Below are 15,742 nucleotides of genomic sequence, written 5' to 3' on the forward strand. Positions count from 1 at the left end.
GATTTTTTATTTATGGTCAAAGCAAGTGATATGAGTGCTATTCAGCAGAAAATTGCTAAATTAACACAAGACGTTACCTATTTCGAAAAATGTATTGAGGTGGCCAAACAGCATATTGCTACGTTACAGCAAGCCTTGATAGCATTAAACAGTGAGCCATTTTCATTAGCAACAAAACAGCGTGGTGAGAAATCTAAATCTTACACTTATCGCCCTAATGAATTTATTGCTAAAGTTTTTAAGCGTTTTCCAAATCAGTGGTTATCAACAAACGAGATTATGATCAAGGCTTTTGAATTGGAAGGTTATACGCCTGATAAATCGGATTTCCAGTCAATTGTTATCGCATTTTCTCATGCATTAAGACGATTACATAGTCAGGGGATTATCGAAAAGGATTCTATTGCAGGGAGTAGTCAAAATCCGAAGATTAAATGGAAGTTAAAAGAGATTAGAACATAAGAAAATAGCGATATCCTACCGCTATCTTTGTTGCTATTTCCGCCAAAGCAAAGGCAAATTATAGAATTTTTGAGTGTTAACTCTCTCGTTTACTCCCTAAGCGGTATTTTATAAACTCAAGAACCTAGACATAGAAAGGCTTGACAATAAAAAGCGGTTGTTCCCTCTTGTTTTAGCGATATTAATCTTGATGGTAGCGTATTAAAACGTTTACCGGCACCTCAAGTTCCCAATAAATTACGTTAGACACATAAATAGCAAAACAGGAATCCTTGTTACGTTTCATTACGAACAAGGATTTTTTACAGCACGAAACTTTTCTTGTAAAAAATCACATAATGAATGTTCACCAATGCTATTGGTTATTTAAAAAATACTCGGTTTATTCCTACAAATCTTAACTGAAAGCAAGTAAAATGCCCCTGTTTTTTACTTGTTTAATTTTTTTTAGGAGTGACTATGGCAGCGGAAAGTTCAGGTGATTTAATTCGAGTGGTGGCATTGCTGGGTGCCGCAGTGGTAGCGGTGCCATTATTTAAACGCATAGGATTGGGATCGGTGTTGGGGTATCTCGCTGCCGGATTGGCTATTGGCCCCTATGGTTTACAGGTGATTGGTGATCCTCACGCAATTATTCATCTGGCTGAATTTGGTGTCGTGATGTTCTTATTTGTGATTGGACTTGAAATGAAGCCTTCACACCTTTGGGGATTACGTCGTCAAATTTTTGGACTAGGCAGTATGCAAGTGATCATTTCTGCTATTTTAATGACGATCGTGGGAGCGCAATTTGGTGTATCTTGGGAAGTGGCGTTTGTCTCTTCCGCAGGTTTTGTATTGACATCCACCGCAATTGTGATGCAAGTATTAGGTGAACGCAAAGAACTTTCTACAAAACGCGGTCAAAAAATCGTCTCAATTTTATTATTTGAAGATCTTCTGATTGTCCCATTACTTGCTATTGTCGCTTCCCTCTCTCCTTTTGAAAAAACTGAAGCTTCCATGCCCTGGTGGCAATCTGCGGGCATTGCTATGCTCGCCTTAGCGGTATTAGTGTTTATTGGCCGTTTCATTTTAAATCCGGTTTTCCGTATTTTGGCGAATGCTAAAGCCCGTGAAGTCATGACTGCTGCTGCACTTTTTGTGGTATTGGGGGCCGCATTATTAATGGAAGAAGCCGGCTTATCTATGGCAATGGGCGCTTTTGTAGCAGGTGTAATGCTTTCCGAATCTGCCTTCCGCCATCAATTGGAGGCGGATATTGAGCCTTTCCGTGGTTTATTGCTGGGGCTTTTCTTCCTTGGCGTGGGAATGGCGTTAGATTTAAAAGTCGTTGCAGAAAACTGGCAATTAATCCTTTTAGGCGTAATTGTATTAATGCTCACCAAAGGTGTCTGTATTTATGTTGTAGCACGTGTTGCTAAAAGTACTCATAAAACAGCATTAGAACGAGCGCTCTTAATGGCACAAGGTGGGGAATTTGCTTTTGTGCTTTTTGCGGCAGCCCTGTCAAAAGGAGTGATTGATGAAACGGTAAATGCCAATATGACGGCAATTGTTGTGCTTTCTATGGTGATGACACCGCTCATTCTTGTGCTTTATGAAAAATATGGATCGAAAGAAATTGCAGAAGAAATTGAACCTGATGAAATTGATGAACAGCATCCGATACTTATTATCGGTATGGGACGTTTTGGACAAATCGTAAATGACTTGCTCCGTTTAAGTGGTTATGCCACAACAGTGGTAGATCTTAATCCAACGATGATTAAAGGTTTTAATGAATATGGCATTAAATCTTATTTTGGCGACGCTTCCCGCCGTGAGTTTTTAATTGCGGCAGGATTGGAACAGGCAGAAATGCTTGTTGTGGCAATTGATAATAAAGCACAAGCCTCCGATATAGTGCACTTTGCCCGTGAAGTGAACCCGAATATTAAAATTATTGCTCGTTCTTATGACCGTTTTCATACATTTGATTTATATAATTCCGGGGCAAATGACGTTATACGTGAAACATTCGATTCTGCAGTGCGTACCGGACGTACCGCATTAGAAGGGTTAGGTATGGAACCTGAAGTGGCAAAAGAAATTGCGGAATATTATTTCCATGCTGATCGTCATGAAGTGAAATTAATGTCTCAAGTTTATGAGCTAAAATCAGAATTCTTTAAAAGCCCGATATTACAAGATATTGCGAGGGAATGCGACCAAAAAATGGCGGCAGATATTCAAGAAATCTTGCTAAGAGCGAAAGAAAAAGAACAAGAAGAAAACAGTATTATGTAACAAACGTAGAAGATAAAAATATTGACAAAAATGACCGCACTTTGGCGCTTAAAAGTGCGGTCATTTCTTTTCTTATTTTGTGATGTTATGCACTCAGTTTTGCTTTTAATTCTTGCAATGCACGTGCGCGGTGGGAGATTTTTTTCTTTTCGGCTGTTTCAAGTTCTGCAAAAGTGCAGCCTTGTTCAGGGCTGAAAAATAAGCTGTCGTAACCAAACCCATTTTCTCCTTTTTCCTCAAAACCAATGACACCATGGCATTCCCCTTCTGCAATAATGGGCGACGGATCCGCCGGGTGTTGTAATAATACAATACAGCTTACAAATTTTGCTTGGCGTTTTTCTTTCGAAACATTGGCAAGTTCTGCCAACAATTTTTGGCGATTTTTCGCATCATTCCCTTCTTCGCCGGCATAACGGGCGGAATATAAACCCGGTGCGCCGTTAAGCGCATTAACGACTAATCCCGAATCGTCCGCAATTGCTGGTAAACCTGATTTTTCTGCGGCATAACGGGCTTTCAATAACGCATTTTCCACAAAGGTCAAGCCCGTTTCTTCGGGGCTTTCAATGCCTAAATCCGTTTGAGCGATCACTTCAAAGCCAAGTGCTGCCAACACATCAGCCATTTCTCTTACTTTGCCTTGGTTACCGGTAGCCAGTACAATTTTTTGCATGGTTATTTATCCTTTTTGTTGAAATTTTGATGATAGCCGGACATTAATTCCGCCCAGTTTTGTTCCGTAAATTGGATTTTCATTCTTTCGGTTTCTTTTGTAAAAGAGCGGTGCAAGCGGGTTAGGTTTTCCGTTTTCCAAAAACTCCCTGATTTTTCACCGCACTTATCAAAATCAAGTAGCCAACATTTTTGTTCCAATTCGGTCTGTTGAACAAGAATATTGTGAGCATTGAGATCCGTATGGCAAATTTGCAAATCGTGTAATTGACGAATTAGCCCGCCGATTTGTTGCCAAACCTCATCTGTTAGTTTTTGGGTTTGTAAAAGTGCGGTTAAATCCTGTGCATTTTCGATTTTTTCTGTGAGAATATCCGCCTGATAACAAAGACCAAACTGACCTTTTTTTACCCGTGCGCCAATAGGTTTTGGAACGGGCAAACTGGCATCATACAAGTGTTGCAGTAAATAAAATTCTGCGAAACTGCGCGTTTTAACCAGGCTTGAAAAATGATAGCGATCTTTGTTGAAGTTCCCCCATAAGCCGCCTCGGTAATAATGGCGAAGTGCGCAATTTACGCCAAACCAATCTTGGGTTGCCAAAAAATAAGTGGTTCCCCGCCCTTTTGCCGAGCCTAAAATACGGTTTTGTGTTTGCCAAAATTGAGGGGTGAAAAAATCCTGTTGATGTGTGAAAGTGCGGTCAAAATTGAAGATGAAAAATTGGTTATCTTGTTGGAACTCAAGCATTTTGATTGGGGTGAATGATAGAAAATGTCCTCATTCTACTTTAAAATATCGCTAATTTAAATGAGAAAGGAATGCCTATGACGCTTTTTACCGAAGCTCCAACATCAATTTGTATTCTTCGCCTGTCAGCGGTGGGGGATGTGTGTCATGCCCTTGCCGTAGTGCAACATATTCAGGCGTATTATCCTCAGACAAAAATAACTTGGATTGTAGGAAAAACAGAAGCGGCTTTGTTAGAAGGGATTCCGAATGTTACGCTCATTCCTTATGATAAGAAAAACGGTTGGAAGGGTATTTTTTCCTTATGGAGATTGCTTAACAATGAGCGTTTTGATGCGCTCTTGAATATGCAAACGGCATTTCGAGCGTCCATCCTTTCTTTAGGCATTAGGGCAAAATATAAAATCGGTTTTGGTCAAAAGCGTTCGCGTGAGGGACAATGGCTTTTTGTTAATCGCCGTGTGAACGATCTGATATCGCCTCATGTATTAGACGGTTTTATGGCATTTGCCGAATATATTGGCGTACCGCAAGGGAAACCCGTTTGGCATTTGCCCGTTTCAGCACAAGATCAGCAAGTTGCCATGCAATTTATTGATCCAACCCGCAAAAATTTAGTAATTTCCCCTTGTTCCAGTAAAGCGGAAAAAGATTGGCTGGTGGAGCGTTATGCAGAGGTGGCAAATAGAGCGCACCAACATAATGTGAACGTGATTTTTTGTAGTTCACCGGCAAAACGAGAGGTGGAAATGGTGGAAAAAATAACCGCACTTTGTGATTTTACGCCGACTAATGCGGCAGGAAAAACGAGCTTAAAACAACTTACAGCATTGATTGCCAATGTTGATCTTGTGCTTTCACCGGATTCCGGCCCGGCTCATATTGCCACAACACAGGGAACGCCGGTCATTGGATTGTATGCCTATCATAATCCATTGCGTACCGCCCCTTATTATAATCTGGAAAATGTGGTGTCTGTGTATGAAGAGAATGTGCAAAAAGAATTTGGCAAACCTTCTTCCGAATTACCTTGGGCGACAAAGTTAAAAGGGAAAAATTTGATGGCGGAAATTCAAGTGAAAGAGGTGATTGCCCAGATGGAAAAATTGAATTTGTGGTAATAAAAAGGCGTTCATTGAACGCCGATATAGTATGAATAATTTTAGAAAAATTATTCTCCTTTTTGTACATTAAACGCTTCTAATGCACGCAAGGAATAGGTATAAGCCGCACCGGCATTGAGTGCGATAGACATTGCCAATGCGGCAGAAACTTCGGCTTCGGTCGCACCGGCTTTTACCGCTTCTTCCGCATGAACGCTAATGCAGCTTTCACAACGTGTAGTGACCGCTACAGCAAGGGCAATTAATTCACGGGTTTTGGCATCAAGTACATTACCTTCAGCCGCTGCTGCACCTAATGCTTGATAGGCTTGTAACATTTTCGGATGTTTTTTGCCAAGTTCGCCAAATGATTTTTTTACGTGTGACGTGTGTTCTTTCCAATCTGTAAACATTGTATTTTCTCCTAAAATAAATTGATGTCTCAATGAATTGATGGCGAAAATTATAAACAAATGACATAGGTAAACTTGTCAAATTAGCTCAATTTCTATGGTTAAAATCTCAATATGGATTATTTAGATAAACTTATTCGCTTGGCACAAGTTCGTGGCGAGATCAATATTCGCTGTCAATTTCAGGGCAATTGGCTGGTTTCGCATGACGAACGGGCGGATAGCAAAGGCATTTTTCATTTAATTGAAGAAGGCGAATGTTGGCTGACATTGGGCGAAATACGATTTCATTTGAAACAGGGCGATATCTTTTTTCTGCCACAAAATCGACCGCACTTGATGCAACATTTGACAGAAAAAATGGACTTGTCGGCGTTAAATAAAGTGCAGCAAGGCACATTTGAACTCCATCAAATCGGGCAAGGCACGCCAAATCTGAAAATGTTTTGCGGCACGTTTTATTATCAAAAAAATGCACTATTGACAGCATCACTGCCCCCTTATTTACATTTGAATTTGAATGACACGCCGATTCATCCGCTGATACGGCTTTTCTTACAGGAAGCTGCACAACAGGAAAGCGGTAATCAATCCGTGATTGATGCTTTGGCAAATGTATTGTTCATTTATATTTTGCGCCACGCCTTGAGTGTTGGATTGATTGGGCAAGGTATTTTATTTGCGTTGCAGGATAAGCGGCTCAATGCTGTATTGATGAAACTTTTGCAATCGCCCGAACAAGATTGGCATGTTGAACGGCTTGCTGAACTTGCCTCGATGTCGCGGTCGAATTTTATTCGCGTATTTCAGCAACAAGTCGGTATGTCACCGGGGAGATTCCTCACTAAAGTGCGGTTAGATTTGGCGGCGTTTTTATTAAAACAAACCCAACAATCTATTTTGTCGATAGCCCTAGATGTGGGATATCAATCGGAAGCGCATTTTAGCAAAGCATTTAAGTTGGCGTATACGCTTTCGCCGAGCCAATATCGTAAGCTATAAATTGAGGAATTTTTACGCTATAATGCTTAGGTTTTGAAGGCAACCTATGTTGCCTTTTGTTTTTTTAAGGAAATCTTATGTTCGATAAAATTTTTTCATGGTTTGAAAACCGTTTGAATCCTTATCCGGAAAGCAATCCGACAACACCGGAGAAAGGGCTGTTCCGTTTTATTTGGTCAAGTATTGACGGGATGAAAGGCTGGATTTTCTTGCTGGCGATTTTAACCGTTGGTACTGGCATAATGGAAGCATTACTATTCCAATTTATGGGCTTGCTCGTGGATTGGCTTGGCGCTTACACACCGGAGACCTTGTGGCAAGAAAAAGGGCATTTGCTGATTGGCATGGCGGCGCTGCTTTTGTTAAGTATTGTCTGGTCTTTTATTGGCGTAAATGTTCGACTACAAACCTTGCAAGGGGTATTCCCGATGCGGCTACGTTGGAATTTCCATCGTTTAATGTTGGGACAAAGTTTGAGTTTCTACCAAGATGAATTTGCCGGTCGAGTTTCCGCAAAAGTGATGCAAACCGCCCTTGCGGTGCGTGATACGGTAATGACTATCGCGGATATGCTGGTTTATGTCGCCGTGTATTTTATCACCTCAGGTTTGGTATTAGCTGCGTTAGATATTTGGTTCTTGTTGCCTTTTGTGGTTTGGATTTTCCTCTTTGTTGCGATCTTGAAGTTGCTCATTCCCCGTTTGGCGAAAACGGCTGAACGTCAAGCGGATGCTCGTTCCCTGATGACCGGAAGGGTAACCGATGCTTATTCCAACATTGCGACAGTAAAATTATTCTCTCACGGTTCACGTGAAGCGTCATATGCAAAGCGATCAATGGAAGAATTTATGGTGACGGTACACGCACAAATGCGTTTAGCCAGTTCCCTTGATACCTTAACTTATGCAAGCAATATTTTCTTAACCTTAACCACCGCGGTGTTAGGTGTCATTTTATGGCAACAGGGGCAAGTCGGCGTAGGCGCAATTGCGACAGCGACTGCAATGGCATTGCGGGTGAATGGATTGTCCCGTTGGATTATGTGGGAATCGGCACGTTTATTTGAGAATATTGGTACCGTAAATGATGGTATGGCGACACTGACCAAGCCACACACGATTGTGGATAAGCCGAATTGTCCGCCGTTACAGGTGAAACAAGGGGAAATTAAATTTAATGATATTACCTTTGCGTATGATCCGACAAAACCGCTATTAACGCATTTTAATCTCACCATCAAACAGGGCGAAAAAGTCGGGTTAATCGGGCGTTCTGGCGCAGGTAAATCGACTATTGTTAATCTCTTACTGCGTTTTTATGAGGCACAGCATGGTACGATTACCATTGACGGACAAAATGTCTTGGATGTACAACAAGAAAGTTTGCGTAGTCAAATTGGTTTGGTGACACAAGATACCTCGCTATTACATCGTTCCGTACGTGATAATATTATTTATGGTCGCCCAACTGCAACGGATGACGAAATGAAGTGGGCGGCAGAGCGGGCTGAAGCGGCGGATTTCATTCCATTCTTGACAGATGCACAAGGAAGAAAAGGCTATGATGCGCATGTGGGCGAGCGCGGAGTTAAACTTTCCGGTGGTCAGCGTCAGCGTATTGCGATTGCCCGTGTAATGTTGAAAGATGCGCCGATTCTGTTACTTGATGAAGCAACCAGTGCATTGGATTCCGAAGTCGAAGTGGCGATTCAAGAAAGCCTTGATAAGATGATGGAAAATAAAACGGTTATTGCGATTGCCCATCGTTTATCGACGATTGCGGCAATGGATCGTTTAATCGTGTTGGATAAAGGTCAAATTGTGGAGCAAGGGACACACAGCGAATTGCTTGAACAAAACGGATTGTATGCAAAACTTTGGAAACACCAAAGTGGTGGCTTTTTAAGTAGTCATGAACATTTAGATTAAAACAGAAAAAAAACGACCGCTCTTTGATAAAGGGCGGTCGTTTTTTTATAGTATTTTTGTATTAGTTAAGCCAGAAGATATAAGCAAATGTTGCGATGACAAAAACGCATACAATGTTTAATACTACACCGGCACGCACCATTTCGCTTTGTTTGACTTGACCGCTACCAAACACAATAGCATTTGGTGGGGTTGCCACCGGCAGCATAAATGCACAGGATGCGCCTAATCCGATAATTAATGCAAGACCAATTTCTGGAACGCCCAAGGATTGAGCTATAGAAATAAAGATAGGCACGAGCAATGCGGCACTGGCAGTATTAGATGTAAATTCCGTTAAGAAAATGATAAAGGTTGCGACTAATAAACCAATTAAATAATAATGTTGCCCTTGCACTAAGAAGACAATACCATCGGCGAGAATTTTACTTGCGCCGGAATCTTTCAAAACCGCACTTAATGTTAAACCACCGCCAAAGAGCATTAATACGCCCCAATCGGTATTTTCTTGGATTTGTTTCCAACTTGCCACACCTGTTGCACAGATAATAATCGCCGCAAGCAAGGCGACAACACTGTCAAAGCTCGCAATGTTTTTTGTTAAACCCAACAAGCCTGAAATAAACGGATTGATCTTGCTGCTAAACACCCAACATAGTGCGATAAACACGAAGATACTCAGCGTTAAAATCCGTTGTGGATTCATCTCAATTTTTTCAAAAGATTGTTCAAAACGGTGACTAAGTTTAGGTCTGAATACAATGAAAAGGGTACCAATCATTAAAGGCAATAAGATTAACATAATCGGCAAGCCGTACCAGAGCCAATCTGAGAAAGTGAGATGTAAGTTACTTGCAACAATCGCATTCGGCGGACTACCGACCAAGGTTCCCATGCCACCAATACTTGCACTATAAGCGATCCCTAATAAGACGAACACATAAGTATTATGTTCTTTTTCATTATCCATATTGCTTAAAATACCCATTGCAAGCGGTAACATCATGGCTGCGGTGGCGGTATTACTCATCCACATTGAAAGGAAAGCAGTGATCAAAAAGAGGTAAATTACCGCAACAAAAAGATTACCTTTAGCAAGCGCCATAATTTTATTGGCAATCATTTTATCCAGTTTTTGCATATGCAACGCCGTAGCTAATGCAAACCCGCCAAAGAATAGGAAAATAGTGGGATCGGAAAAAGTAGCAAGAGCCTGTTTTGTGGTAACCAGATCTAATGCGATTCCCAATAAGGGAACAAGTAATGCGGTAATGGTTACATGCAACGCTTCACTCAACCAAAGTACTGCAATGAACCCTAATAATGCAAGCCCTGCATTTTCTTTAGGCGAAAAGGGTAAAAATTTTAATAGAACAAAAAATAGCACAATATCTGCAACGAATATAATGCCGTTTTTATGTAGTTTAAGTGAAGATGTTGTGCTCATAAAATTCCCCTACATTTTTGTAAACCAAATGAACGAAATAATGTTAAAGGAATGTCATCAACTTGCAACGAGCAAAATTCAAAAGTGTGATCAAGTGCAAAAAATTTAAACAAAAAAAGTGCGGTTATTTTGACCGCACTTGAAAAATTTTATTTACTCTTCCTCGAAATCTTTTAGATCAAGAGGTTCTTGGGAAAGAATAACACCGGTAAGATCGGCGTAAATATAATCTTCAGGGAAAAAAGTTACGCCGCCAAAATTTACGGGAATATCGGTTTCACCAATATTATTTTGATCGGCTCCGACCGGAATCGGTGCAAGGGCATGAATACCGATATCAATATTTTCAAGCTGCTGAATTTGGCGAATCGCACCATAAACAATAATGCCTTCCCAGCCGTTATCGGCGGCTAGTTGGGCCAGTTCGGCATCCACTAAGCCTCGACGCACAGCACCGCCGCCGTCCACAACCAATACACGCCCTTCGCCGTTTTCTTCCAATACTTCAGCGATGAGTCCATTATTTTCAAAGCATTTCACTGTTGTGACTTTACCATAAAAATGATTTACGCCGCCAAAACTTGAAAAAATCGGTTCTACTACATCCACTTGATCTGCATAAAGATCGCAAAGTTCTGAAGTATCAATAAACATAAATTTCCCCTATTAAAATCCTGAGATCGTGCTTAGTATATGCTGATTTAGCCGATAAGCAAGCCCAAACTAAAAAGCAAGTTGATGAATAATGAAATCATTGACATCTGGGCAAGCATTGGACGTAAAGCACTCGGCTCTTGGCTATGATAGACAAAAATGGCGTGTTTTGTAAGAACCGGAAAGGCCAATAAGAATAAATAATTCACCCAAGAAGTGGCGGTCGCAATCGTGAAAATCAAGTAACATAATGCGGCAATACCTAATAAAACACAGTGATAAACACGCCCTTTATATGCTCCTAAACGTACCGCTAAAGTATTTTTACCGGCTTTGGCATCTTGCTCTATATCACGTAAGTTGTTTATGTTTAATACGGCACTGGCTAATAAACCTGAACCGATAGCCGGTAGGAGAATTTTGCTGTCAATACTATGTGTTTGCAAATAATAGGTTCCGCCTACACCAAGTAAACCAAAAAACAGTAAAACGGAAATATCGCCCAATCCCATATAACCATAGGGTTTGGTTCCCACTGTATAGGTAATGGCGGCAATAATGGCTAAAATGCCTAGTCCTGCAAAGGTGAGTAAATCGGAGAGATTTTCGTAAGCGATACCGATCAACAAACTGCCGGAAATAAAGCTTGCCACTACCATTGAAATTAACCCCCATTTCAATTCACTGGCTGAAATTTCCCCTTTTTGAATACCGCGCAATGGCCCGATACGTTCTTTGGTGTCCGCTCCTTTTTGATGATCTCCGTAATCATTGGCGAAATTTGAGAGAACCTGTAATAAAATCGTGGTGAGTAAACAAAGTGCCATCACCAAGTTATTAAATTTTTCCGGATTTGCCCAGTAGCCTAAAGCCGAACCGGTGAAGATTGAGGCTAATGCTAAGGGTAAGGTTTTCGGGCGGGCTGTTTCCCACCACATTTTCAATTTTTCATTTGTCATTTTTTTTGACCGCACTTTTGATTACAATGAGTGACGTATTCTACCTTAATCTCAAGTATTTATGAATGATTTAACCTTATCGCCCATTGCGATTATTCACTCGCCTTATAAAGAGAAATTTTCTGTCCCGCGCCAACCTGACTTAGTGCAGGATGGCGTTGGAATTGTGGAATTGCTCCCACCTTATAATTCACCGGAAGCAGTGCGCGGTTTGGAAAAATTTAGCCATCTTTGGTTGATTTTTCAGTTTGATCAAATTCCTCAAGGTAAATGGCAACCTACCGTACGGCCGCCACGTTTAGGCGGAAATCAACGGGTCGGCGTGTTTGCTTCGCGAGCGACCCATCGTCCAAATCCATTGGGCTTGTCAAAAGTGGTATTGCGAAAAGTAGAATGTATTCACGGTAAAGTCTTTTTACATTTAGGTTCGGTGGATTTGGTAGATGGCACGCCGATTTTCGATATTAAACCTTACATTGCCTACGCTGATAGCGAACCTGATGCTCAATCAGGCTTTGCACAAGAAAAGCCTGCGCAAAAACTTCAGGTAGAATTTTCGGAACAAGCACAAAGTGCGGTCAAAAAACTCGAACAAAAACGACCGCACTTAATGCGTTTTATTCGTGAAGTTATCGAACAGGATCCACGACCGGCTTATCAACAAGGTAAACCGAGTGAGCGTATTTATGGTATTAGCCTTTATGAATTTAATGTAAAGTGGAAGATTAAAGCGGGGACAGTGGATGTTGTCGAAATATTGGATATTGAAAAAACATGGGGCAGTCATAGATAACTGACAAATTCCTCACTTAAGATAAAATATTCTAATGAGAAAAACTCTTCTAAGTCAGCATGAATCACAGAAACTCATCGAGCTTTTCGTAGTTGGTGTAACTACTCGTGTAGTTTTAGCTTGTGAATATAAATAAAACTACCACAGCATGCTATTTTCATCTTTTATAATTACTTATCTATCAAAGTAGCTCACATATTGAAATATTTGAGGGGAAAATTGAAGCCGATGAAAGGTTATTGGTGGTACGGGCAATGGTAAATGTGGGCGTGGGGCTGTAGGCAAAGTCGTAGTATTCGGGTTTCTCAAGCACAATGACATTGTCGTACTAAATACACAATCGGGCTTATTACCGATTATTCGAGAAAAGATTAATACTTACAGTATTGTTTACACTGATACTTATCGTAGTTATGATGTAAGTGAATTTAGTCACTTAATTAAGCATACTCTTATATGTTCTTTGGTATTCTTCTTTTGAAGTATCAAATGCATGGATATTAATTTTGCTCCATCTTCTATATGAAACACATAAGTTCTAGCCACCAACCTAATATAATAACTTAGTGTCTTTTTCAAAATAAAAGGCTGATAATTCAGCCTTTAAACAATGAAAAAAACGACCGCACTTTAGGCTGTTTTTACTTTGAAAAATACCATTTCGACAACAGAATGCCACTGTTTACCGCAATATTTAAGCCATTTTTTAATGGGCTACTTAAAGATAAACGAACATTTACATCCGGTCTTTCGGATAAATCTAACGTGCCGCTTTCACTGAATAAAAATGCGACTTTTTTATTAAATTGAACCGAATCAAGAGGCGTCCCCTCTTTGTCTTGGGCAACATGTATCACTTGGTACCCGCTTTGGCGAAGTTGTTGTAATGCGGATTCAATATCTAAACATTCTAATAAACGGATATATTCCGCGCCACCTTCCGCAACACGCATAGCCGCCGCAGAATATAGATTATCGGAATTATTGGTTACGACATTCTTCACCCCATAAAATGCACAGGTACGCAGTACTCCGCCAATATTTTGAGCATTATCTACATTGTCTAACAGCACTAAACAATCTTCCTCGTGCGGAATATCCAAATAGCCTTGCAACATGAACGGGCGTTGTTTTTTCACTAACATACAAATACCGCCGTGATGCGGCGTACCGCTCACAAGGGATAATTCGTCATTATCTACCACGTGGTACACTTTTTTGTTTGCCGCTAAATAACTGAACATTTCACCGATTTTATGCGACATCTGCACCGTTGCCCAAACACGAACAATACTTTCCGGACGATTATTAAATAACGCTAAACAGGCATTTTCACCATAGACTTTCATTTCTTCCGCCCGATTTTTCTTAATTTTTTCCGGTGCGCGGGGGGAAAGTGCGCCGGTTTTCTTTTCTTTTGGTTTGTATGCTGTCCCCGTGCTTTTCACCAAAACTTTGACATTACCTTGTGCTCTGCCACTTTTATTTAAAGAAAGCTCAGCAACACGTGGCTCACGGACTTCTTGTTGAAAACGAGGTTGTTTTTTTCCCTCACTATGTTTTTTATCAAAGTGCGGTCGATTTTCACGATGTTTTTGCTCATTAAAACGTGGAGAAACATCGCGTTCAGAACGTTGTTCTTGGAAAGATTTACGGGGATTGGTTTGAAAAGTCGGCTTGCGGGAATTGTTCATAAAAGGATACTCAAGAAAAAAATTGGATAATAATTCGCCAAAAAATGTCAAATTTTGTGAGCATTATAACGAAAAAAAACCTTTTTTCTATCAATCCATCGGAGAAATATTGTAAACTAGCCCATTCCTAGAGAATACAGAGACAAATTATGTTAATCAATAAATTAAAACGAGCAGAACAAAATCTCACAAATCTGCCTTTTTTGCCTTTAGAAAAAACGCAAGTGGAATTTTTGTTTAGTCCGACTGAATTTAAAACTCAGATTATTGAATTAATTAGAAATGCCCAAAAACGTATTTATGTAACCGCACTTTACTGGCAAAAAGATGAAGCGGGGCAAGAAATTCTTGATGAAATTTATCGTATAAAACAAGAACAGCCTGATTTAGACATTAAAATCCTTGTGGATTGGCATCGTGGTCAGCGCAATTTATTGGGCGCGGAAAAATCGGCGACCAATGCCGATTGGTATGTGGAACAGCGTCAAACCTATCAACTTTCAGAGGATCCGAATATATTTTTCGGCGTGCCGATTAATACCCGTGAAGTGTTCGGCGTTTTACATATCAAGGGATTTATTTTTGATGATACGGTGCTTTATAGTGGCGCGAGTATCAACAACGTGTACTTACAACAAGACGGTAAATACCGCTACGATCGCTATCAAAAAATCACGAATGCAGAATTAGCCGATTCAATGGTAAATTTTATTAATGAGCATTTATTAGACCTGAATGCCGTTCATCCGCTTGATGTGGCAAATCGTCCCCGTACCAAAGAAATTCGCTCGGCTATTCGCGCTTATCGTAAAAATTTAGCCAGTCATGCGGAATATAGTTTGGAAAGTGCGGTCGGTTTTTCCGATATTTTAAGTGTTTCGCCATTATTTGGTTTAGGTGCGTCAGGCAATGAATTAAACCAAATCATTGAAGATTTATTTTTACAAGTTCAAGAAAATTTGGTGGTTTGTACACCTTATTTTAATTTTCCCCGTCCCCTGCAAGTTAAAATTGCCCGTTTACTGGAAGAAGGGAAGAAAATCGAAATTATCGTAGGTGACAAAGTAGCAAACGATTTTTATATTCCACCGGAACAACCTTTCAAAATGGCGGGCGCCTTACCTTATTTATATGAAAGTAATCTCCGTCATTTTTGTGAAAAATTCCAGCAAGACATTGAACAGGGTCGATTAACAATCCGTTTATGGAAAGACGGCGATAACACATACCACTTAAAAGGGGTGTGGGTGGATAATCGCTACATTTTACTGACCGGTAATAACTTAAATCCGCGCGCTTGGCGTTTAGATGCGGAAAATGGTTTGTTGATTCACGATCCGAAACAAGAATTACGTGATCAAGTTGAGAAAGAATTAAATCATATTCGTCAGCATACCACCGTATTAAGCCATTATGCCGAATTGGAAGAACTGTCTCAGTACCCTGAGCCGGTTCAAAAATTACTGAAAAAGTTTGCCCGAGTTAAAGCGGATAAATTAGTAAAAATGATTCTTTAATATGATAGAGGGGAAATAGTGAATATTTCCCCTTGAGCTTACCAATCATTCCAACT

14 protein-coding genes and 1 pseudogene are annotated in these 15,742 nt (G+C 40.4%); 8 read left to right on the forward strand and 7 right to left on the reverse strand.

The annotated features are described in order from the left end of the window. Window positions 1-12 precede the first annotated feature (12 nt). Both FEE42_RS09640 and FEE42_RS09645 read left to right on the forward strand, forming a co-directional pair. Window positions 13-462, forward strand: a complete 450-nt coding sequence (locus tag FEE42_RS09640; RefSeq protein WP_135969613.1) for a hypothetical protein — start codon at window positions 13-15, stop codon at window positions 460-462. Window positions 463-921: 459 nt separating this feature from the next. Continuing rightward, complete coding sequence (locus FEE42_RS09645; protein WP_164028368.1) at window positions 922-2,751, forward strand: monovalent cation:proton antiporter-2 (CPA2) family protein; 1,830 nt, start codon at window positions 922-924, stop codon at window positions 2,749-2,751. Window positions 2,752-2,836: 85 nt separating this feature from the next. On the opposite strand, the gene FEE42_RS09650 is transcribed toward FEE42_RS09645, so the two are convergent. Next, window positions 2,837-3,427 (reverse strand): XTP/dITP diphosphatase, encoded by a 591-nt coding sequence (locus tag FEE42_RS09650; protein WP_135969540.1) that lies wholly within the window; start codon window positions 3,425-3,427, stop codon window positions 2,837-2,839. 2 nt (window positions 3,428-3,429) lie between these two features. Next, window positions 3,430-4,176 carry a 3-deoxy-D-manno-octulosonic acid kinase gene (locus tag FEE42_RS09655; RefSeq protein WP_135969541.1) on the reverse strand — a complete coding sequence of 249 codons (747 nt, stop codon included), beginning with the start codon at window positions 4,174-4,176 and terminating at the stop codon, window positions 3,430-3,432. 77 nt (window positions 4,177-4,253) lie between these two features. Here FEE42_RS09655 and FEE42_RS09660 point away from each other — a divergent pair, with 77 nt between their 5' ends. Continuing rightward, entirely contained in the window at window positions 4,254-5,297 is a 1,044-nt protein-coding gene (locus tag FEE42_RS09660) for a glycosyltransferase family 9 protein (protein ID WP_135969542.1), read from the forward strand. A gap of 50 nt (window positions 5,298-5,347) precedes the next feature. Here FEE42_RS09660 and FEE42_RS09665 read toward each other — a convergent pair whose 3' ends face one another. Further along, window positions 5,348-5,692, reverse strand: coding sequence for a carboxymuconolactone decarboxylase family protein (locus FEE42_RS09665; protein ID WP_059368148.1), 345 nt, complete (start codon window positions 5,690-5,692; stop codon window positions 5,348-5,350). A 114-nt stretch (window positions 5,693-5,806) separates the two neighbouring features. On the opposite strand from FEE42_RS09665, the gene FEE42_RS09670 reads away from it, so the two are divergent. Both FEE42_RS09670 and FEE42_RS09675 read left to right on the forward strand, forming a co-directional pair. After that, window positions 5,807-6,694, forward strand: a complete 888-nt coding sequence (locus FEE42_RS09670) for a cupin domain-containing protein (RefSeq protein ID WP_135969543.1) — start codon at window positions 5,807-5,809, stop codon at window positions 6,692-6,694. Between the two features lie 77 nt (window positions 6,695-6,771). After that, window positions 6,772-8,622, forward strand: a complete 1,851-nt coding sequence (locus FEE42_RS09675; RefSeq protein ID WP_135969544.1) for an ABC transporter ATP-binding protein — start codon at window positions 6,772-6,774, stop codon at window positions 8,620-8,622. 61 nt (window positions 8,623-8,683) lie between these two features. Here the strand turns inward: FEE42_RS09675 and FEE42_RS09680 are convergent, their stop codons facing one another. The 3 genes from FEE42_RS09680 to FEE42_RS09690 form a co-directional block, all read right to left on the reverse strand. Next, complete coding sequence (locus FEE42_RS09680; protein WP_059368143.1) at window positions 8,684-10,069, reverse strand: DASS family sodium-coupled anion symporter; 1,386 nt, start codon at window positions 10,067-10,069, stop codon at window positions 8,684-8,686. A gap of 153 nt (window positions 10,070-10,222) precedes the next feature. Then, window positions 10,223-10,723: a ribonuclease E activity regulator RraA gene (rraA, locus tag FEE42_RS09685; protein WP_059368140.1), complete on the reverse strand. Its 501-nt coding sequence runs from the start codon at window positions 10,721-10,723 to the stop codon at window positions 10,223-10,225. Between the two features lie 47 nt (window positions 10,724-10,770). Next, on the reverse strand, window positions 10,771-11,682 hold the full coding sequence (locus tag FEE42_RS09690; RefSeq protein WP_059368139.1) for a 1,4-dihydroxy-2-naphthoate polyprenyltransferase: 912 nt from the start codon (window positions 11,680-11,682) through the stop codon (window positions 10,771-10,773). 61 nt (window positions 11,683-11,743) lie between these two features. Between FEE42_RS09690 and tsaA the strand changes: the two genes are divergently transcribed. Next, window positions 11,744-12,475, forward strand: a complete 732-nt coding sequence (gene tsaA / locus FEE42_RS09695) for a tRNA (N6-threonylcarbamoyladenosine(37)-N6)-methyltransferase TrmO (protein WP_059368136.1) — start codon at window positions 11,744-11,746, stop codon at window positions 12,473-12,475. A gap of 34 nt (window positions 12,476-12,509) precedes the next feature. After that, window positions 12,510-12,926: pseudogene (locus FEE42_RS12895) on the forward strand (IS1595 family transposase); the annotation flags it as partial. A gap of 190 nt (window positions 12,927-13,116) precedes the next feature. Here the strand turns inward: FEE42_RS12895 and FEE42_RS09700 are convergent. Next, window positions 13,117-14,169, reverse strand: a complete 1,053-nt coding sequence (locus FEE42_RS09700) for a TrmH family RNA methyltransferase (RefSeq protein WP_164028370.1) — start codon at window positions 14,167-14,169, stop codon at window positions 13,117-13,119. A gap of 149 nt (window positions 14,170-14,318) precedes the next feature. Between FEE42_RS09700 and pssA the strand changes: the two genes are divergently transcribed. Further along, a complete protein-coding gene (gene pssA / locus FEE42_RS09705) occupies window positions 14,319-15,686 on the forward strand; it encodes a CDP-diacylglycerol--serine O-phosphatidyltransferase (RefSeq protein ID WP_135969546.1) in 1,368 nt (455 codons plus the stop codon). Window positions 15,687-15,742 lie beyond the last annotated feature (56 nt).

The organism is Rodentibacter caecimuris, assembly GCF_010587025.1.
Lineage (GTDB): Bacteria > Pseudomonadota > Gammaproteobacteria > Enterobacterales > Pasteurellaceae > Rodentibacter > Rodentibacter caecimuris.

Coding starts and splice junctions, on each gene's coding strand:
- FEE42_RS09640 (WP_135969613.1), top strand. CDS start 13: ATGGTCAAAGCAAGTGATATGAGTGCTATTCAGCAGAAAATTGCTAAA.
- FEE42_RS09645 (WP_164028368.1), top strand. CDS start 922: ATGGCAGCGGAAAGTTCAGGTGATTTAATTCGAGTGGTGGCATTGCTG.
- FEE42_RS09650 (WP_135969540.1), bottom strand. CDS start 3,427: ATGCAAAAAATTGTACTGGCTACCGGTAACCAAGGCAAAGTAAGAGAA.
- FEE42_RS09655 (WP_135969541.1), bottom strand. CDS start 4,176: ATGCTTGAGTTCCAACAAGATAACCAATTTTTCATCTTCAATTTTGAC.
- FEE42_RS09660 (WP_135969542.1), top strand. CDS start 4,254: ATGACGCTTTTTACCGAAGCTCCAACATCAATTTGTATTCTTCGCCTG.
- FEE42_RS09665 (WP_059368148.1), bottom strand. CDS start 5,692: ATGTTTACAGATTGGAAAGAACACACGTCACACGTAAAAAAATCATTT.
- FEE42_RS09670 (WP_135969543.1), top strand. CDS start 5,807: ATGGATTATTTAGATAAACTTATTCGCTTGGCACAAGTTCGTGGCGAG.
- FEE42_RS09675 (WP_135969544.1), top strand. CDS start 6,772: ATGTTCGATAAAATTTTTTCATGGTTTGAAAACCGTTTGAATCCTTAT.
- FEE42_RS09680 (WP_059368143.1), bottom strand. CDS start 10,069: ATGAGCACAACATCTTCACTTAAACTACATAAAAACGGCATTATATTC.
- rraA (WP_059368140.1), bottom strand. CDS start 10,723: ATGTTTATTGATACTTCAGAACTTTGCGATCTTTATGCAGATCAAGTG.
- FEE42_RS09690 (WP_059368139.1), bottom strand. CDS start 11,682: ATGACAAATGAAAAATTGAAAATGTGGTGGGAAACAGCCCGCCCGAAA.
- tsaA (WP_059368136.1), top strand. CDS start 11,744: ATGAATGATTTAACCTTATCGCCCATTGCGATTATTCACTCGCCTTAT.
- FEE42_RS09700 (WP_164028370.1), bottom strand. CDS start 14,169: ATGAACAATTCCCGCAAGCCGACTTTTCAAACCAATCCCCGTAAATCT.
- pssA (WP_135969546.1), top strand. CDS start 14,319: ATGTTAATCAATAAATTAAAACGAGCAGAACAAAATCTCACAAATCTG.